Below are 19,748 nucleotides of genomic sequence, written 5' to 3' on the forward strand. Positions count from 1 at the left end.
ACAAGTTAGTTCATAGGATATTTGCTGTTGTAAGAAATGGGGCTCCTTATCAACAAAATTATAAAAACCACTTGTTTATGTCATAGAAATCACCGACCACAGGACCTTAATTTCACTATCTTAGCTCTCAGTTGATTGGTGGAAGAGTGGTTGGTGATCACACCAACCAAAGGGCAAATAAATAGCAATCAGCATTTTTCCACATTGAATGTCCAAAATTTTTTTTGCAGTATATTAGAAAAAAAAAGGAAATAAATATGTCTGATACCAAAATTTTTGAATCTGGATCATATCGTTATCTTCGAGGCGTAAGGCAGTATTCTGCGGGTATAACGGCACTGGATGGTTATAGATTAGAACGTGTACGATTCAATCGGCCGCTTCCACTAATAGAGGGCTTCTTACGCATCCGACAACATCTCGACTCTTTAGGTCGTCCACTCGCTGCATTTGGAGCCTGCGAATTACGTTCACCCGAGCCATTTACCGAACAAGGCTTTGTTGACTTTAATAACCTTTATATAGATACTTTAAAAGCGTGGGGTATTTACGAAGAGGGTGGTGACAATCCCGTAGCTCGCTCAAATGTCATTCCAGAGTTGAATAAACCATTGAGTCCGAGTATTCATGCTTTTTCTTACACAATGCCTGATGCTAATGCAAAACCCTCTTTTGTAATCGCTGGTAGTGCTGAAGCTCCAGAGGGTATGAGTGATTATCGTACTCACAGTATTAGTCTTGGTGACATATCCCAAGAGGGCTTAATGAAAAAGGGACGCTGGGTGCTTAATGAGATGGAACGTCGGATGGCTGGTCTTGGCTTTACTTGGGCAGATTCTACGGCAACCCAGTTGTATACTATCCATAACATTCACCACATAATGGTTAACGAAATTGTAAAGCGTGGCGCAGCATTAAGTGGTATTGACTGGCATTACAATCGGCCTCCAGTACAAGATTTAGAGTTTGAAATGGACTGTCGCGGAGTTTATGCTGAAATCGTTATTGATACAAGGTAGTCCACTTTTTATATCTCCTAAATAATGGAGGATGCTGAACTTTGTATCTTCTTTTGTTTCTCTGTTATGTCCAATGATTGGTAGAGATCTTTAAGAACTTTATCAATCAAACAGTCGAGGGGAAAGTATAAAAATGTAGCACCAATTTTCTGGAAATGTTCCGGTTTCAACCAGTATGCAGGCATGCAAAATATTTTTTTGCTAATCGAAGTCTTTCACTAACTTGAGCTATCACGTTGGGAACTTCAGGTGTACTGGGCAAACACTGGGCACAGTTAAACCATATTATCTAAATTTTATGAAAAAAATAGTTTTATTACTTTTCCTCATAATTATCACTAATTCAGGTTTTGCTCAAAAAGGCTGGATCAATCTTTTCAATGGTAAAGACCTCAAAGACTGGAAAGTTAAGATCAACGGCCATCCATTAAACGATAACTATGAAAATACTTTTCGCGTGGAAGATCATGTCATGAAAGTTTCCTACGATGGTTATAATGAATGGAAAGAGCGCTACGGACATATTTTTTATAAAAAACCTTATTCAGCCTATGTTTTAGTCGTTGAATATCGATTTACAGGTGATCAGATTCCTGGCGGACCGGGATGGGCAACTAGAAATAGCGGTGCCATGCTGCATGGACAATCACCTGAAAGTATGGGACTTAACCAGGATTTTCCAATCTCTCTTGAAACCCAGTTTCTGGGCGGCGACGGGACGAATGAAAGAACAACATTAAACCTTTGTACTCCTGGCACCAATGTATTCCTCAATGGGAAATTATTTACGCCGCATTGCGTGAATTCCACATCAAAAACTTATCATGGTGATCAATGGGTGCGAGCGGAAATCGTTGTTCTTGCCGACTCATTAATTCAGCATCGCCTGGAAGGAAAAACAGTTTTCGAATATACTAAACCACAGATCGGAGGAGGCAACGTAGGAAATTTTGATCCGGCAGTTAAGATTGATGGCAAAGCCCTGAAAGAAGGATATATTTCATTACAAAGTGAAAGCCATCCAGTGGAGTTCAGAAAAGTAGAACTGTTTGATCTGAAAAAATACATGAAGAACCCAGCTAAACTGGAGAAGGTATTGAGCAGTATCTTGCAGAAATAAACTTTATTCTGTTGTCACCCGATAGCTATCGGGTTATCAGACTACAGGTAACAGACCAATAGAGCCAAGAACCAGGAGCCAGGAGCCAGGACAAAGGATCAAAGAACAAGGACAAATTCAGTGGTAATTTGAAATTTACTGCTATAATGCAGCTCAGAAAACCGACAACAGATAACAGACAACAAACGAATGGAGCCAGGAACCATGATTGAGCACTCTCACTACTAACCAACCAACCACTAACCAACTATTAGTTATCAGCAAACAGATAAAGACAACAGACAACTGATTCCTCAATTCCCCATCGGCCTCCCTGTTGGGAATATGATAGGTACCCTATCTGCTTTGGCTTTATTCTTCCTGGCGGTAAAAGAGGCCGTCAGAAATTCTCCCATATCGATCTTACCTGAAATAATATCTCCGTCCAAAGTCCCAGAAAAAGTATAACTTACTGCTGGCCTGCGCCCCGGACTCAGGAATTTAATTTCATTCCCTTCAATACTTCCAGAAATTTCACGTGTCGAAAAATCTGTCTTATGAATTCCTTTGATCCAGTTTCCATCCTGCTCAATATAAAGCATATGATCACTTTTACTGCTAAAATAATCCACTACCAGATCCCAGCGACCATTTATCAAAGCCGCCGGAGTATTCATCTCTGATCCGGTTTTCGGACTCCGCTTTTTGGTGAGCAACTCAAAAATTCTATCCCCAACAATTTTATCCTGACCCACCTGCATTTGTGAAGCATTGATGGAAATGGAAGTCATCCCATTATCTGTATTTCTGCCGGCTCCAACTGTAATTCTCGGCTTGGAATTGATCAGTTCCTGAATTAAATCGGAACTACTAAGATGTAGTTTCAGGGGATCCCAGGAAATGGTCAGGGAAGCGCTGCGGTTATTGATTCCCTTCGGCTCCATAATCATCGTTTTTACATGCTCAATGGCTGACATTCTGCTTGCAATAGCATTCACCCAGGTCATCCAGTTCTTTTCACGGCCCGCATGATCCATTTTAACCCATGTTTCAACAGCTGCCAGCATTCCAAGAGTCTCTTCACGACCCACCTTATTATCGCGGCCGGGTCCGTGGTGAGGTGAACTTGCCTGCCAGGCAGACATCAGGATATTTTTTGGGCCCAGCAATAATCCGGCGCATTGCGGACCACAAATTGCCTTGCCTCCACTGTAAGCAACCATTGTAGCCCCATTTTGAAGATGTACGTTCGGAATGGTCAATATTTCAGCGGCAGCATCCGCCAGGATTGGAATATTCATTGGTTTGGCTAATGCAGCAATTGCTTCCAGGCCCATCGGTCCGGGGACCAGATTACCTCCGCTGAGTTTGATCATTGCAGTTTTGGAACTTAATGCATCCCTTAACTCTTCAAGAGTATTGACCCGAATGATCTTCACCCCAATATTTTGTATGGCAAAATCATAGGCACTAAAAGATTCTGCAGGTATGATCACTTCATTCTTTTCCAAACCAGAAAGATCCGGAATACGATGAAGTTTCTCTGGGTTACCCCCGGCAACACAAGCCGCTGTAGCCATTTTCAGGGCCGCAGCGCATCCTGCAGTAACCATTCCCCATTCTGCACCAGTTAATTGAGCAAGCCGCTTGCCAACCGCATCTGCCAGCTCATCCATTTGTACAAAATGTCTGGACGCAGAATCCATTGCTGCCCTAACCTCTGCTAATTCAATTGATCCGCCAATAATAGTGAACGTTCCACGGCAATTGATTACAGGCTCCACCCCTATTGACTGGTAAATTGCAGGCCCCGGCTTTAATGATCCATCAAAAATTGCTGATGATCCTTCAGAATTTACATTCCCGGTTATATCATTTATTGCAGATGCGAGCAATGAATCTGAATTCCCGGCCACAACTCCTGCCAGTGGCAGAATAGTCAGGCCTTTGATAAGTTCTCTTCTTTTCATAGGTATAGAATATTGTTCAAGCTTATGGGCTGAACACCAACAGCAATTTCATGTAATTTTCAGAAAATACCAAACAGGGATATATAACAAATCTGGTACAGGAGTTTCATGGATGTCAGCATCAGATTACCTGGTAAAAAATTAAGCAATAAAAAATTATTTATTTGATTTACAGTAACTTACAATATTTATAGTTTTAAAACTAATAAATTAGTTGAATAACTAAATATTTAGTTTTAGATTTATATCACCGGTTCGAATCAGGTACAAACAATATTATCAGGCATTTAAAAAGAATAGTATGGAGATAAAGGAATTAACAAAAGCAGAAGAGCAGATCATGCAGGTATTGTGGGATCTGAAGAAAGGTTTCGTAAAAGACGTGGTTGATCTGCTGCCAGAACCAAAACCAGCTTATAATACTGTTTCGACAATCATCCGTATTCTGGAAACCAAGGGTTTTATAGACCATGAGGCTTTCGGGAAAAGCCATCGCTATTTCCCCCTGATCGGCATTGAAGAATACAAGAGCTTTGCCACAGAGAAATTATTGAGTGGCTACTTTGATAACTCAGTAGAGAACATGTTTTCCTTCTTCGTCAAAGAGAAAAAACTGGATCTGAAGGAAGCTGATGAAATACTTAAACTGATAGAGAAACTAAAAAACAAGTAATTATGAACAGCCTGAATTATCTTTTACAGACAAACCTGTATCTGATCCTATTCATGGGATTCTATACATTGGTTTTAAGAAATGAAACCTTTTTCAGACAGAACAGGATCTTTCTGAATGCGAGTATTATTTTATCATTTACCATTCCATTCATCAATTCTCCATGGTTCAATGAGCTGTTTATAACTCAAAAGATCCGAGAGTCAGGTATTATACCTGTAAACTTCAATTATGATACGGTTGTAGTAGGAGTAATTGAAGAGTCAAACGCCTGGTCCATGGCAGATCTGCTCCTCTGGACCTATATCGGTGGTGCAACACTGTTCCTTGTAAGATTTATGTTCAGAATTTTCATGCTCCGGTCAAATCTTAAAGTAGAGAAAGGCTCAGCCTTTTCATTTTTTAATAAACTGGTGGTTGACAAAGATCTTCCAAATTCAGAAACCATTATTGATCATGAAAAGGTTCATATCAGAGAATTACACTCCGCCGATATTCTATTAATTGAACTGTCTACGATCATTAACTGGTTCAATCCGGTGATTTACCTGTATAAAAAAGAGATCAGGCATATTCATGAGTTCATCGCTGATGAAGAAGCCTCAAATCTGATGCAGAGTAAATCAAGTTATGCAATGCTCCTGTTCAGTAATACCATGGGTATTAACCCCAGCCAATTAAGTAATAATTTTTTTAATAACTCACTTTTAAAAAGACGAATCACTATGCTTTACAAAACTAAATCACGCAGAACCGGCCTTTGGAAATATGGTTTTTCTGCCCCACTTTTTGCTATTATGCTGATATACTCGGCAGCAAGTGCAAATTCAGATAACAATGTTCTACAGCCAGCTGCAGAAAAAGTATTATTAGTTATTGCCGAATCAAAACCAGCTCAGAAAATAAAAGAATCAACGATTTTAATCGAAAAACAGGGTTCAATCGCTGAAACATCCGGACTGGAAATTAAAAGCACAAAGATTAATTCTGAAAATTCAACAAATGAATTAATTTCAGAATCCATCGAACTTCCTTCTATAAATTCCGAGCATGGAATAATTGATACAATAATTGTTCAACCAGAATTTCCAGGAGGCATAAATGGATGGTCACAATATCTTAGCTCTACCATAAAATATCCTGCGGAGGCAAAGAAAAATAATGTCCAGGGAAGGGTTATAGTAAGCTTTATTATACAAAAAGATGGAAGTTTGGCTGATATCAAAGTCTTGAGAGGAGTTGGAAGCGGACTTGATGAAGAAGCCGTCAGAGTGATAAGCGAGAGCCCTAAATGGAAACCAGGCACAAAGGATAGAGAACCGGTAAATGTTGCTTTCACTATTCCAATTCAATTCAAATTACCAGCACCCCAATCAGTAGTACCGGGAAAAAATTAGAACTGTTCTGCGAGTTATGGGCATCAATTGTCCATAACTCCTAAACAGAACTCATAACAACCTATCCTTTATCACCACAGTTCCTGCGATCCTGTCATGTAAACACTGTTGCCGTTTATCAAAAAAGCCCATCAGATAGCCAAATCCAAGAGTGCCTGTACTAAGTATTTTACTCAGGTTTCTAACTAAAGAGCGACTGAAGGTTATGGGATTACCCTTTTCGTCGCTAACCTTCAATCCCATTAAAACCTTACCCCAGGTACCTTGCCGCACTGAAGATTCCATCACTATACTGTAGATAAACTTTGCTTCAGGAATGATGGCAAGGCCGGCCAGTGATACAATAATGCGTAATTGCTTTTCATCGATAAAAAGCACTACTGCAGTAGCGATAACACAATATATTGCAAAAATGATAAAATAGTCGATGATCACTGCCAGCAGTCTTACATCCAGAGTTGCAAAATACTGGGGAAGACTAACATGAGCTTTTAGCCCCAGAAATTCACACAATTCAGGAATCTCATGTGCTTCTTTGTAATCATCCATATCCTCTGTTTTCACAAAGGTCCCGGCTTTGATCTTTAGTCCCTTTAATTCCTCTGGAGAATACGGACCACTAGGTTTTCCTTTGATAACTACAATATATTGCTTCATTTTATTATACAGAAAAACCCCGGATTAAATCCGGGGTAAATTTGATAGATTCCGAAGTCACCCCGGATTTACTCCGGGGTTACTCCGGGGTTAATACTTTCTAACTTCAAAAGAAGAGAGTCCGCCTTTCAGACTAATATTGATCTTATTTGCTGCTGTACTGTAATTACTGGTCTCGTAAGTTCCATCAGACTGTTTGATAAAGCCTATAAAATCTTTGGATGAAAGTCCGCTATCTACTACAATACGGCAACCTGATTCAGTTGGTACCTCGATCTCAACATTTGCTACTCCTGTTTCAACAGTTACATTTGTAAGAGCTTCTAATGTTCCGATCTTTGCTTCAAAAGAAGCTGCGCCACCCTCAAATTTCAGAGAGCTTACTTTATAAGGTCTCAGATCGAAAATAGCTTCACCAGCACCCATTTCAACCTTAATATCCCAAACCGGAGACAAATTCATGCGAATGTTAGTCTCATTACCTTCCATTTCATCAAAATTCCATTTTTGCTTACCGCTACGCATCCGGAAATTTAAAACTTCCACAGAATCGTTCATGCTTTTTGTCAGGGTATATCTGGCGAATTGTCTTTTAACATCTGCTTCAAAAAGGCTCGAGGTAGTATCCTGAAGTTTAAAGCTTGTAGCTCCACCCTGAATCCTTAATTCTGCTTTCTTTGCACCACCATAAGGCTCGATGAAATAACTTGGCACATTGCGGGATGAATCACCATCTCTGTCGTCATGCTCATAGTTAAAGTTCATCCATCCCCTGTTATTGTTTGGACGTGAACCCTGATACCCGATAAGTGCTAAGCTCACAAGTGTGATTCCTGCAATCATGGCTGGAACTGCTTTTTTATTTCCAAACCTGCTCAGGAGCATGTTGGCACCGATCAGGATAAAGATCACTGGCCAGAAACGCCATACTGAACCCCAGTAAAAATCAATTACATTAAAGTTGTCAAGCAGGAAGATCGTTCCTATAAAAATGAGGATCATTCCCCAAACAATTTTTTCGGTTTTCATATTTGCTTATTTGTAGAATCGTCAGTACTTGGGTTAGTTTCTTCAGTGCTTACATTTTCGGAAGCATCCGTCTTAATAGTATCAGGCTTAGCAGCATCAGGCTTAACTTCCGGCTCACTAAATGTTGTAGTTTGAGTCAGATCATCTTTCCAATTATTATCCTTATTTACAGCTCCTGAAAGGGTATATATTCCCATTCCAATTAATATCAAAGGCCATAGATTGTGAAACTCTACCCAATCAGGTATCAAATTAAACTCATTTAAAAGGAAGAATGTTCCAAAGAAAATAAAAATAGCCCCTGCTATTAACCTTCCGCTACCATTATCCTTTTTCTTAGGTGCTGCATAGGGAAATGGATTGACAGGATTGCCCGGGTCATTTACTTTATAATCTGCGGTAAACTGACCGTAATCAGGCACATAAGGCTTTCTTGGGACAGCGATCCAAAGTACAATGTATGCCAGCAGACCTGAAGCACCTGCCATAACAGCTACCACAAAAGCGATCCTAACCCAGGTTACATCCACATCAAAGTAATCTGCCAGTCCGGAGCAAACACCAGCAATCATTTTATCCTGTTGGTTGCGTTGAAGTTTCTTTTCCATTTTCTTAGAGTTTAAATATTCAGCTAGTTTTAGTTTTAATGATCAATTTTTCTTTTTTGTTTGAATTGATAGATCAAAACTAAGCCATAAGCCTAATGCTGGAAACACCAATTAGGTAGGTTATCCAAAGTTCTCGGTAAAGTCCCGTAAAATGTCGGTGAAAAATCCATTTTTAAATTTCACCTTTCAAAGGCCTGATAATAAGCTCGTCAATATTTGCTCCTGCACTCATTTGCAGGCAATTTATGATGCTTGCTGCAACATCATCAGAAGAAACAAACCTTTCGGAAGGCAAGGTAGTTCCCGACCATGAATCTGTAAGGGTTGCTCCCGGCAAAATAGCAGTTACCTTTATCCCAAAAGGCATTAATGTTTCTCTTAATACTTTAGTAAGACTTAGCAGTGCAGCTTTACTTATACTGTATGAGCCTGCACTGATCACAGGATTAATACTTGCAATAGAGCAAATATTAATAATATGACCTGAAGACTTTAATTTCATGTTCTCTGCAATAAATTTACTTAAATAATGCGGTGCGTAAACGTTGACTTTCATCTGCCTTTCCAGGGATGACTCTTCCTCCTGCAATAACTCAGATGGAATATATAAACCCGCATTATTTACCAAAACATCTGCAGATCCCAGACATTTTATTGAAAAGTCTGCAAATTCTTTCACCTCAGACATGTGTTCCATATCGGCCTTCATCCCATAAAAACTGAGTTTGGGATAGGTTTTTCTTAGTTCATCGATGAGTGCATCAAGTTCTTTTTCATTTCTTGCACACAAAACGACATTATAATTGTTAGCAGCAAGATGCTTGACAACAGCCCTTCCTATTCCTTTAGTTGCACCTGTTACAATAGCATTCATAAGTTAAATTTAAGAAAATCAATCATCGTGGCCCATTTAATTTAAGGCATAATGTCAATTGATTACCTTTGCAAAATTATTAATCATCTGTAAGCGGATGATAATTTTATATTAATATTGTATAATCCGTAAAAAAACAATTATCAAATGATATTTCACCCCTTAGGTAAATATATTTTATTGCTAAAAGCTGTGTTCCGCAGACCTGAAAAATGGAATATTTATCGAAGGGAGATCTTTCATGAAATGGTTTCCATAGGCGTTGGCTCCTTAGGGATAATCGCTATTATCTCTTTATTCCTGGGTGCAGTAACAACCGTCCAGACCGCTTTTCAGCTGGTAAGTGATTTCATTCCAAAATCTGTGATCGGATTGATCGTACGTGATTCGGCTATCCTGGAACTTAGTCCTACGATCTCTGCTATCGTACTTGCAGGTAAGGTAGGGTCAAGCGTCGCATCACAGATCGGCACTATGCGGGTTACTGAGCAGATCGATGCACTTGAAATAATGGGAATAAACTCTCCCGGCTTTCTGATTCTGCCAAAGATAATTGCTGCAGTTACTACTATCCCCTTGCTGGTGATCATTTCAATCGGATTAACCATTACCGGAGGATATATAGCTGGTACCGCCTCAGGAGCAGTTACAGCTCAGGATTTCATTACAGGGATCACTACAGATTTTATCCCCTTTACCTTTACGGTGTCGATGATTAAAGCCGTAATGTTTGCTTTTATCATTACTTCAGTTTCAGCCTATCAGGGCTTTTACACAGATGGAGGTGCTCTTGAAGTTGGCCGGTCAAGTACCAAGGCCGTAGTAATTAGTTGCATTGCCATACTTTTCACTGATTACGTTATCGCCCAGTTATTGCTATGATAGAGATCAGAAACATACATAAAACATTCGGCGAAAATCATGTCCTGAAAGGCATTTCAGCAGAATTTAAAGAAGGAATGTGTAACCTGATCATTGGTGGATCCGGATCAGGGAAAACAACTTTATTGAAATGCATGGTTGGCTTACATGAGCCGGAAGAAGGATCTGTTATTTACGATGGCAGAGATTTTACCCGCATGAACTTCCAGTCCCGAATTGAAATTCGTACCGAAATCGGAATGCTTTTTCAGGGTTCTGCCTTGTTCGATTCTATGAATGTGGAGGATAATATCATGTTTCCTATAAACATGTTCACCGATCAGAATCACAAAGAAAAGCTGGAACGTGCCAATTTCTGTCTGGAAAGAGTAAATCTGGCAGGCAAAAACAAATTATTTCCTGCTGAGCTTTCCGGAGGAATGAAAAAAAGGGTTGGCATAGCCAGGGCAATAGCCATGAATCCAAAATATCTTTTTGTGGATGAACCCAATTCAGGTCTCGACCCTAAAACAGCCATCGTTATTGATGATCTTATTCAGGAATTAACGGAAGAATATAAAACAACAACTGTTGTTGTAACCCACGATATGAATTCTGTTATGGGTATCGGTGAAAATATTATTTTTCTGCATGAAGGAAAAAAATGGTGGGAAGGATCGAATAAAGAAATTTCACAAACTGACAACGCAGAACTAAATGAATTTGTTTTTGCCAGCAAATTCATGCAAGCATTACAAAAAAAATAATATTGACCGGATAAAAATATTGATCCGGACAGATCAAAAAAATAGTACATGATTCAACTGTTAACCCCTAAAAACTGGAAAGATTACGAGCTGATAGATTGTGGCGATTTTGAAAAACTGGAACGATTTGGGAATGTGATCCTGATCCGTCCTGAACCACAGGCAGTTTGGGGAAAGGGCCTTCCTGAGAGCGACTGGACTAAATTGCACCATATCCGGTTTAAGGGCCGTTCAGCAACCTCAGGAGAGTGGATCAAGAAAGATCAGAAAACACCCGACAGGTGGCATATCAATTATAAAAACGGAGATATCACTTTAAAGTTCAGACTCGCCCTCACTTCATTCAAGCATTTGGGTATTTTTCCGGAGCAGGCTGTCAACTGGGACTATATTATCAAGTGTATAGGCAGTTTCAAAACCAAACAGCCAAAAGTATTGAACCTATTCGCATATACCGGTGGTGCCTCGTTGGCAGCCTGTGCGGCAGGAGCCGAAACTACCCATGTAGATTCTATCAAACAGGTAGTGAGCTGGGCAAATGAAAACCAGACATTATCGGGATTAGAAAACATTCGATGGACAGTAGAGGATGCTCTTAAATTCGTTAAAAGAGAGGTTAAAAGAGGCCGCAAATACAATGGGATCATACTCGATCCACCGGCTTACGGACATGGCCCAAATGGTGAAAAATGGAAACTTGAAGACAATATTAAGGAGATGATGGAGGATGTGGTAAAATTACTGGATGAGGATGAACATTTTCTTATTTTGAACACATACTCTCTTGGCTTTTCTTCCGTTATAGTCGAAAATCTAATTCGTTCATCTTTCCCGGAAGTACAAAACCTGGAAAGTGGCGAGCTCTACCTTCAGGCAAGTTCAGGATACAAATTACCCCTGGGTGTCTTTGGTAAATTCTGTAAGATCTAAGAAAAATATATTTGTCAATAATAGAATCATGTATTAATTTAATGCATTGAGAATACCAAAAACCGAAATCCAAAAACCATAATGATAAAACCAAAATTATTTATAACGAGTGTAGCATTTCTTGCTTTTGCAGGTTTCTTCACAAGCTGTTCGGAGTCAAACAGCAAAACAGGAGGAGATAAATCAGCCATCAAAGCTAATGGAGCTGTGGAAAATACAGATTCAGAGATTGAAGAAGATTCAGCTGCTGAACTTGTGCCCATAGATACTGCTCTTTATAATAAAAAGATCAAAGAATTAGCCAATGGTGATACAACCGGAAAATGGCCGGTAAAAAAGCAACCATATCCTCTGGCAGGAGCCATTTTACCATACAAAAGAGTTGTTACCTATTATGGAAACCTCTATTCTAAAAAAATGGGAGCTCTGGGCGAATATGCACCAAAAGAAATGCTTCGTATGCTTTATGCTGAAGTCAGCAAATGGGAAAAAGTAGACCCTCAAACACCTGTACAACCCGCATTGCATTATATTGCTGTGGTAGCAGCAGGCGATCCCGGAAAAGATGGAAAATACAGGAACAGAATGCCTGATAAGCAGATCGACTCCGTATTAACCATTGCCAGAATGAAAAAAGGCATGATCGTTTTTCTTGATATTCAGGTTGCCTTAAGCACAATCAGAGAGGAACTTCCACGCCTTGAAAAATATCTAAAAATGCCGAATGTGCATTTGGGAATAGACCCGGAATTTTCCATGAAAGGCGGAGTTTTACCAGGAAGAAAGATAGGTACTTATGATGCTTCAGAAATCAATTATGTTTCTGACTATCTGGCCAATCTGGTTAAAACAAACAATTTGCCTCCGAAGATCTTTGTTGTACATCGCTTTACCGGAAAGATGGTAACAAACTACAAAAATATTAAATTAAGACCTGAAGTTCAGTTAGTTATGCATATGGATGGCTGGGGTGAACCTGAACTAAAAAGAGGAACACACCGTCACTTCATCTACTCAGAACCAGTACAATTTACAGGCTTCAAGATTTTTTATAAAAACGACTTAAAAAAGGCTCCAAACCGCTTAATGACCCCGGAGGACCTAATGAAACTTAAACCTCGCCCAAGCTATATCCAATACCAATAATAGTATAACAAAATCTAAAAAAGAGGATGCACAGCTGTGACATCCTCTTTTTTCTTTACCATAAGCTTATAATACTTTCAAAATAAATCTTGAAATTGCATTAAAAAAAAATGGAGCAGGCAACATTTGGAGGAGGTTGTTTCTGGTGTACAGAAGCAGTTTTTCAGAATTTAAAAGGTGTTTCTAAGGTAGTATCAGGCTATATGGGAGGCCATAAACTTAATCCTACCTATGAAGATATCTGCGAGGGCAATACCGGTCATGCAGAAATAATCCGCATCGATTATGATCCTGCAGAAATTTCATTTGAGGATCTTTTATTGGTCTTTTTTAAAACCCATGATCCTACAACCCTAAACAGGCAGGGAAATGATATGGGTAACCAATATCGCTCGGTAGTATTCTATGAAAATCAGGAACAGAAGAAAGCTGCAGAAAACATGATCGATAATTTGGAAAAGGCCATGGTTTTTGAACAACCTATCGTAACTGAAGTAAGCCCGGTTTCAAAATTCTATGAAGCCGAAGATTATCATCAGGATTACTTTAATAATAACGCTAATAAAGCCTACTGTGTGCATGTCATTCAGCCAAAACTTGCAAAATTTACACGCGATTTTTGGGATAAGTTAAAATAAGACAGTAAGAATATACCAAGGCAGGCAGGTATCAAAATCTGACTGCCTTTTTATTTCAATCTTTGACTCCTAAACCGGCCAGAATATTATCCATCAAACACCATTTCGTAAGGGATGATTGAAGCAAGTTTGCACCTACAAAGGCGGTAAACCATAAGAAATTAATATTCATGTAGACGGCCAAAAGTAAGCTGATCAGCACAAAACTTCCTGCAATAGCCCTTATTAATCTATTTTTCATTTTTTTATAAATTTTATTGTCAAATAATTAAATAACAGCCGAGAACTTTATTAGGCTGCATCATTAGAGTTTTCAATGTTTAGCACCGCAATATGAACCCTTGATGCATTATGCTGTTCAGCATTGAAAACTTCAACCAGGTTGAAGAACATATCTACATTTTCCTTTTTAACAAAAGCATAAAATAAGATTGATTCACTTTCATTCATCTCAGAAGCAAACCAATTAGAAGCTACCGCATCCTGGGTACTATCCCGATAGCCAGTTACCTCTCTGAAACTAAAATTCTTTACCTCAGCTTTTCTAAGCATCAGAAGGATGTCTTTTTTAAATTCTTTTATTGCCGTTATAACAAGAAGTTTCATGTCTTTGTATTTTAGTATGCGTTAATTATAATTCTAACACTATTTGCTTTCCCATTTCTTTCTTTCTGTGATATAGTAGATCAGAGGAACCACGATCAAAGTCAGTAAAGTAGAAACTATGGCTCCTGCAACTAATGAAATTGCAAGTCCCTGAAAGATCGGATCGAATAAAATGATGGATGCACCAATAACTACTGCACCAGTGGTCAGCAGAATCGGAGTGGTCCTTACTGCTCCTGCTTCAATAATTGCCTGCTTAAGCGGAACCCCATCATTCAATCTTATCTCTATAAAGTCAATCAGTAAAACTGAATTTCTCACCATTACTCCGGCGAGTGCGATCATACCTATAAAGGACGTCGCAGTAAAGAAAGCACCTAAAACCCAATGTCCGAATACGATTCCAATTAATGAAAGCGGGATAGCCAGCATCATTACTATCGGTGTCTTAAAATTCTGGAACCAACCCACGATCAGCATATAAATAACAATGATTACCACCAGAAATGCAGCTCCAAGATCTCTGAAAACCTCCAGCGTAACCTGCCACTCTCCATCCCACTTCACGGTAAAATCACTTTCATCTGAAGGTTGTTCCATGTACAGCTCATTAACTTTATACCCCTGAGGCAATTTAATTTTCTGAAGCTTTTCGTTCATTCCCAGGATAGCGTAAACAGGGCTTTCCAATGATCCGGCCATATCTGCCGTAACATAAACGACCCTTTTCTGATCCTTACGATGGATGGTCTTTTGCAGTGTATCTTTCTTAACCTTCACCAGGTCGCTCACCGGCACTACATTGCCCTGACTACCCTTTATCTTAAGATTTAATATATCCTCCAGACTGGATTTGTCTGAATCTTCAAGTGAAAGCACAATCCCGATCTGATCATTAGACTTTTCATCATACAGGTTAGAAACCGGATACTCCTTTAAAAGATAGGTCAGGTTACCAACGATCTGATTGGATGCGACCCCATTCAGCATAGCCCTTTCTTTATCTACCTCCAGACGATATTCGGTCTGCTCATCTTCAACCATCCAGTCTATATCAACAATATCAGGTGTGCTTTGCAAAATATCCTTAACCTGCTTTGCAACCTTGATCTGTTCAGAATAATCGGGACCATAGATCTCTGCAACCAAAGTTGAAAGAACCGGCGGACCCGGTGGAACTTCAATGATCTTCACATTAGCTCCATATTTTTTAGCGATCTTTTGAATTTCCGGACGCACAACTTTTGCGATTTCGTGACTTTGCTTGTCCCTGTCCTCTTTGTGCAATAGATTCACCTGAATATCCGCCATATTACTACCCCCGCGAAGATCATAATGACGTACCAGACCATTGAAGGTAATGGGTGCAGACGTTCCTATATAATTCTGATAATTAACCACTTCTGGTACAGTGGAAAGATATTGTGCAATTTCCTGAGTTACTGAAGCTGTTCTTTCTAAGGTTGTTCCCTCAGGCATATCAATTACAACCTGAAACTCATTTTTATTGTCAAAAGGAAGCATTTTTACCACAACTGATTTAGTAAAGAACATCCCTACTGAAACAAAAAGCAAGATCATGGTAAGGCCCAGCATCCAACGACGCTTCGCTGAACTTTCCAGCAATGGACGCTCCATCTTATTATACATGCGGTAAATAAAACTGGTCTCTATGCCCTGTTCTTCTTTATGCTTTTGTTCATCCTTTTCCATTAATAAATGGTATCCCAGGTATGGAGTTACGGTTAAAGCCACAAACAATGATAAGATCATGGCAATGGATGCACCAATTGGCATCGGACTCATATAAGGTCCCATCATCCCGGAAACAAATGCCATTGGAAGAATTGCAGCAATTACCGTGAATGTTGCCAGAATGGTCGGATTTCCCACCTCGTTAATTGCAAAGATCGCAGCCTGTTTAAAAGGAAGCCGTTTCATCTTAAAATGCCTGTGCATATTCTCTGCAATAATAATACTATCATCGACCACAATACCGACCACAAAAACCAATGCAAAAAGGGTAATCCGGTTTAAGGTATAGTCCAGCATATAATAGCTGAATAAGGTTAAGGCAAAGGTCAGAGGTACAGAAAAGAATACTACCAATCCACCACGCCATCCCATTGCCAGCATCACCAGGAAGGTAACCGCCACAATGGCTATTCCCAGGTGCAGTAATAATTCACCTACTTTATCTGAAGCTGTTTCGCCGTAGTTACGGGTAATTTCAACATGAAGATCAGCAGGGATAATATTCTGCTTGAGATTTTCAACTTTCTCCAGAATTTTCTCAGAGATCTTCATCGCATCAGCACCCTTCACTTTACCAATAGAAATAGTTACTGCAGGATACTCGGAGCGGGCAGATTTAAACCCCTCACTGGACTGACCATAACCAAAAGAAACATAGCTTTTTGGAGTTGATGGTCCATCCTGAACAGAAGCTACCTGCTTTAGATAAACAGGCATATTGTTATTTATGCCAACAACCAGATTTTCTACATCTTCAGCTGTTGACAAAAACTGACCGGTAGAAACCAAATATTCCTGATCATTATTAACAAAACTTCCTGATTGAGAACTTCCATTATTAACTTGTATCATTTGCATGATTCCCATTGCATCGACACCACTCTCAGCCATTTTATCTTTGTCTAAAACAACTTTTACCTCCCTGTTCCTTCCGCCGATCTCTTTTGTAGCTGCAACATCTTTGATCTTTTCAATTTCTGATGTTACCTCTTCAGCGATCTGACGAATCTGGAAATCATCATACTTCTCGCTCCAAAGTGTTATTCCAAGCATAGGAACATCATCAATTGATCGCGTTTTAACCATCGGTTTGTAAACTCCTGCAGGAAATATATCCTGATACTTCATCAGCTCGTCATAGAGCTTAACATAGGAACGTTCTACATCCTCACCAACATAAAACTGTATGATCATCATCGCCTGACCGTTCATAGCCATACTATGAACATGTTCCACACCCTTAATATTGGAAATTACCTTTTCAAGGGGTTTTATTACCCTGCTTTCAACTTCAGCCGGACTTGCACCCGGATATCCAACCATGACATCGGCCATCGGAACATTGATCTGAGGTTCTTCCTCTCTCGGGATAAGAAATGAACTGTACACCCCGATGATCATGAGCACCGACATCAATAATATGGTGAGTTTGGAGTTGATGAAAAACTGAGCTATTTTTCCTGATATACCTTCTTGCATGACGCTATATTTTAATTCTTAACCCTCAAAGGATTTAGATCTATGAATAATTTATTAAAAGCTTACTGGATACTGACCTTCGCGCCATTATATAATTTACCCTCAGAGGAGACTATATATTGTTCTTCAGAGGTTAAACCCGATAAAACCTCTACCTGATCCCCAATCTTTCTGCCTGTTCTTAACCATCTTAGAATTGCAGTATTCTCACTTCCAACAGTATAAATTCCTGTTAGCTGACCCTGATGAACTAATGCTGTTTCTGGTATCAGTACCTTCTCTGATTTCGCTACCCTTTCAACCGGAAATTGAACATTGACAAACATACCGGCAAGTATGGAGGGCTCAACTTTATCCAGATCGAGCTTAACTAAATACTGACTTCCTGTATTTTTTGCCGATAAGCTCACCTCTGATACCCTGGCGTCAACCTCCTTATTAATTGATTTAATCAGAATTTTAGCGAGCATTCCCTTCTTAATCTCTGCGATATCATTCTCAGAAACCATCGCAGTTACCTGTAAGCGTGAAGCACCTTCAATACTTAGGAGGGGCATTCCAGGATTAGCCATTGCGCCTTCTTTAACAAAAGTATTAGTGACAATTCCGGCGAAAGGAGCCGTAATATTGGAGTAAGAAAACTGAGCCATTACTTCTTTTTTCATCTCTCTGGCACCTTCCAGTGCAGCCTTTGTCATCTCAAATCGTGCTGAAATATCATCGAGCTCCTTTTGAGATGCACTTTGATCTTTATAAAGATTAACAAAACGGTCATGATCCTTTTTAGCATTATTATAAGCTGCATTAGCCTGTAATATCCCGGCGTCAACCTGAGCTTTTTTTGCTAACAGATCTGTATTATTTATACTAACAAGCAATTGGCCCTGCTTAACTGCTTGTCCGACTTTAACATGAATTTTAGTGATGAAACCCATCATTCTGGTGCTTATTTCAGCACTTTTTTCTGCTTCAGTCTTTCCACTGGCGGTAATGAAAGAACCTGACTGTCCGGCACTGGCCCCTCCAAGCTTAACCACAATTGCCGGCGTTGCTTCAACTTTTTCTTTTTTATCGCTGCTGCATGATGCTAATAGTGAAAAAACTATCATGACTGCTGGTATGTATATATTTTTCATGATTCTTATTTATTTAAAAACTGTAAATATTGTTGTGTGAAATTGTACTCGAAAACTGCCTGCAAATGCTCCAACTCTTTTTGAAACATCTGTGTTTCTGAAACAAGCAGATCAGTGGTTTTCTCCAGACCTTGCTTAAAACGATTATTCCGAATGCGGTAAGCTTCCTGGGATTGCTCCAGGGCCAATTTGGCAAGCCCAACCTTGTTTGCCGAATCATTTAATTGACGATTAGTTTTATTTAGCTCAAGCTGACTCTTGGCCTTATACTGTTCTGTTTCAACTTCTGATCTGTAAACTTCTGCCTGAGCCTTCTGTCTTTTTCCGATTGATTTATAGCCATCGAAAATATTCCAGGATAACTGAGCCCCGATGAGATAGCCCTTAGCACTGGCCCCCATAAATTTTTTATCGTATAATTCATAGGTCCCGAAGGCATTAAGCCTGGGTAGAAAATTCATTTTGCTTGATTTCAACATAAGCTGATAGGCTTCAGTTGACTTTGTCATTGCTTGAATGTCTTTACGTGCATCTGTAATCAGGGAGATGGGCTCAGTTACACTGATCGTACTTTCAAGTTCTTCTGCCGGCAGATAAACCTTCCCTGTAATATCTTCCTGCATAAGGAAGGCGAGATAATCGGAAGCATTTTGAACATTGCTCTTTGCCAGCGAATACTGATTTTTAATTTCGTTTACCCTAACCTGCACTGAAAGCAGATCGGTCTTCTGCAGAATTCCCTGTTTAAAATAATTATCTACAAGCTTCAGATTGGCATCAGCTGTTTTTGTTGCATTATCTAAAACTTCCACAGCTTTATAAGCTAATTGCAATTGCATAAATGCTTTATTCACTTCTAACTCCAGGTACTCCCGTGTGCGCCCTGATTGAAGCTGAATGGCTTCCATTTTCACTTTGGCTGCCTGTCTGCCATAGATCCCATCCGGATTGATCAGGGGTTGTAAAATCTGAAATTTGGTTGCAAAATTTCCTGTAACTTTTGGATCATGTGGCTGTTGCACAACTTATTTATTTTAAATATTACTTTGTTAAGTAACTGATTATTAGTATTTTGTATTATGCAAGGCAAGAAAAAATATCAGG

At 39.5% G+C, this 19,748-nt stretch carries 19 protein-coding genes; 9 read left to right on the forward strand and 10 right to left on the reverse strand.

Annotated elements, in window-relative coordinates; all coding sequences use genetic code 11:
- Positions 1 to 257: 257 nt before the first annotated feature.
- Entirely contained in the window at positions 258 to 1,019 is a 762-nt protein-coding gene (gene cnbZ, locus BLR27_RS17330; RefSeq protein ID WP_090707008.1) for a 2-amino-5-chloromuconate deaminase CnbZ, read from the forward strand.
- A 298-nt stretch (positions 1,020 to 1,317) separates the two neighbouring features.
- Entirely contained in the window at positions 1,318 to 2,139 is an 822-nt protein-coding gene (locus BLR27_RS17335) for a 3-keto-disaccharide hydrolase (protein WP_090707009.1), read from the forward strand.
- Between the two features lie 293 nt (positions 2,140 to 2,432).
- Here the strand turns inward: BLR27_RS17335 and BLR27_RS17340 are convergent, their stop codons facing one another.
- Positions 2,433 to 4,088, reverse strand: coding sequence for an aminotransferase class V-fold PLP-dependent enzyme (locus BLR27_RS17340; protein ID WP_090707011.1), 1,656 nt, complete (start codon positions 4,086 to 4,088; stop codon positions 2,433 to 2,435).
- 301 nt (positions 4,089 to 4,389) lie between these two features.
- Between BLR27_RS17340 and BLR27_RS17345 the strand changes: the two genes are divergently transcribed.
- On the forward strand, positions 4,390 to 4,761 hold the full coding sequence (locus BLR27_RS17345; RefSeq protein WP_090707013.1) for a BlaI/MecI/CopY family transcriptional regulator: 372 nt from the start codon (positions 4,390 to 4,392) through the stop codon (positions 4,759 to 4,761).
- Positions 4,762 to 4,763: 2 nt separating this feature from the next.
- The gene (locus tag BLR27_RS17350) at positions 4,764 to 6,158 is read left to right on the forward strand and encodes a M56 family metallopeptidase (protein ID WP_090707015.1); all 1,395 of its coding nucleotides are present in this window, start codon (positions 4,764 to 4,766) and stop codon (positions 6,156 to 6,158) included.
- A 51-nt stretch (positions 6,159 to 6,209) separates the two neighbouring features.
- Here the strand turns inward: BLR27_RS17350 and BLR27_RS17355 are convergent, their stop codons facing one another.
- The 4 genes from BLR27_RS17355 to BLR27_RS17370 all read right to left on the reverse strand — a co-directional run bounded on the left by BLR27_RS17355 (position 6,210) and on the right by BLR27_RS17370 (position 9,326).
- Positions 6,210 to 6,815 (reverse strand): RDD family protein, encoded by a 606-nt coding sequence (locus BLR27_RS17355; protein WP_090707017.1) that lies wholly within the window; start codon positions 6,813 to 6,815, stop codon positions 6,210 to 6,212.
- A 90-nt stretch (positions 6,816 to 6,905) separates the two neighbouring features.
- Positions 6,906 to 7,844 carry a LiaI-LiaF-like domain-containing protein gene (locus BLR27_RS17360; protein WP_090707018.1) on the reverse strand — a complete coding sequence of 313 codons (939 nt, stop codon included), beginning with the start codon at positions 7,842 to 7,844 and terminating at the stop codon, positions 6,906 to 6,908.
- On the reverse strand, positions 7,841 to 8,452 hold the full coding sequence (locus BLR27_RS17365; protein WP_090707020.1) for a PspC domain-containing protein: 612 nt from the start codon (positions 8,450 to 8,452) through the stop codon (positions 7,841 to 7,843). Before BLR27_RS17365 ends, BLR27_RS17360 begins: the two co-directional genes overlap by 4 nt.
- Positions 8,453 to 8,624: 172 nt before the next feature.
- Complete coding sequence (locus tag BLR27_RS17370) at positions 8,625 to 9,326, reverse strand: SDR family NAD(P)-dependent oxidoreductase (protein WP_090707022.1); 702 nt, start codon at positions 9,324 to 9,326, stop codon at positions 8,625 to 8,627.
- A gap of 147 nt (positions 9,327 to 9,473) precedes the next feature.
- Between BLR27_RS17370 and BLR27_RS17375 the strand changes: the two genes are divergently transcribed.
- From BLR27_RS17375 to msrA, 5 genes are all read left to right on the forward strand, one after another.
- Positions 9,474 to 10,208, forward strand: a complete 735-nt coding sequence (locus tag BLR27_RS17375; RefSeq protein WP_090707024.1) for an MlaE family ABC transporter permease — start codon at positions 9,474 to 9,476, stop codon at positions 10,206 to 10,208.
- Positions 10,205 to 10,954, forward strand: a complete 750-nt coding sequence (locus BLR27_RS17380; protein ID WP_090707026.1) for an ABC transporter ATP-binding protein — start codon at positions 10,205 to 10,207, stop codon at positions 10,952 to 10,954. The genes BLR27_RS17375 and BLR27_RS17380 overlap by 4 nt, the downstream gene beginning before the upstream one ends.
- 48 nt (positions 10,955 to 11,002) lie before the next feature.
- Positions 11,003 to 11,884, forward strand: coding sequence for a class I SAM-dependent methyltransferase (locus BLR27_RS17385; protein ID WP_090707027.1), 882 nt, complete (start codon positions 11,003 to 11,005; stop codon positions 11,882 to 11,884).
- Between the two features lie 81 nt (positions 11,885 to 11,965).
- Entirely contained in the window at positions 11,966 to 13,030 is a 1,065-nt protein-coding gene (locus BLR27_RS17390) for a hypothetical protein (protein ID WP_090707029.1), read from the forward strand.
- 110 nt (positions 13,031 to 13,140) lie between these two features.
- Positions 13,141 to 13,668, forward strand: coding sequence for a peptide-methionine (S)-S-oxide reductase MsrA (msrA, locus tag BLR27_RS17395; RefSeq protein ID WP_090707030.1), 528 nt, complete (start codon positions 13,141 to 13,143; stop codon positions 13,666 to 13,668).
- A gap of 55 nt (positions 13,669 to 13,723) precedes the next feature.
- Here msrA and BLR27_RS17400 read toward each other — a convergent pair whose 3' ends face one another.
- From BLR27_RS17400 to BLR27_RS17420, 5 genes are all read right to left on the reverse strand, one after another.
- The gene (locus BLR27_RS17400) at positions 13,724 to 13,909 is read right to left on the reverse strand and encodes a YgaP family membrane protein (protein WP_090707032.1); all 186 of its coding nucleotides are present in this window, start codon (positions 13,907 to 13,909) and stop codon (positions 13,724 to 13,726) included.
- 50 nt (positions 13,910 to 13,959) lie between these two features.
- Positions 13,960 to 14,274 (reverse strand): hypothetical protein, encoded by a 315-nt coding sequence (locus BLR27_RS17405; protein ID WP_090707033.1) that lies wholly within the window; start codon positions 14,272 to 14,274, stop codon positions 13,960 to 13,962.
- A gap of 39 nt (positions 14,275 to 14,313) precedes the next feature.
- Entirely contained in the window at positions 14,314 to 17,508 is a 3,195-nt protein-coding gene (locus tag BLR27_RS17410) for an efflux RND transporter permease subunit (protein WP_090707035.1), read from the reverse strand.
- A gap of 62 nt (positions 17,509 to 17,570) precedes the next feature.
- Positions 17,571 to 18,644: an efflux RND transporter periplasmic adaptor subunit gene (locus tag BLR27_RS17415; RefSeq protein ID WP_090707036.1), complete on the reverse strand. Its 1,074-nt coding sequence runs from the start codon at positions 18,642 to 18,644 to the stop codon at positions 17,571 to 17,573.
- Positions 18,645 to 18,649: 5 nt separating this feature from the next.
- Complete coding sequence (locus tag BLR27_RS17420) at positions 18,650 to 19,666, reverse strand: TolC family protein (protein ID WP_090707039.1); 1,017 nt, start codon at positions 19,664 to 19,666, stop codon at positions 18,650 to 18,652.
- Between the last annotated feature and the right edge of the window lie 82 nt (positions 19,667 to 19,748).

Origin of the sequence: Daejeonella rubra (assembly GCF_900103545.1) — a bacterium.
Lineage (GTDB): Bacteria > Bacteroidota > Bacteroidia > Sphingobacteriales > Sphingobacteriaceae > Daejeonella > Daejeonella rubra.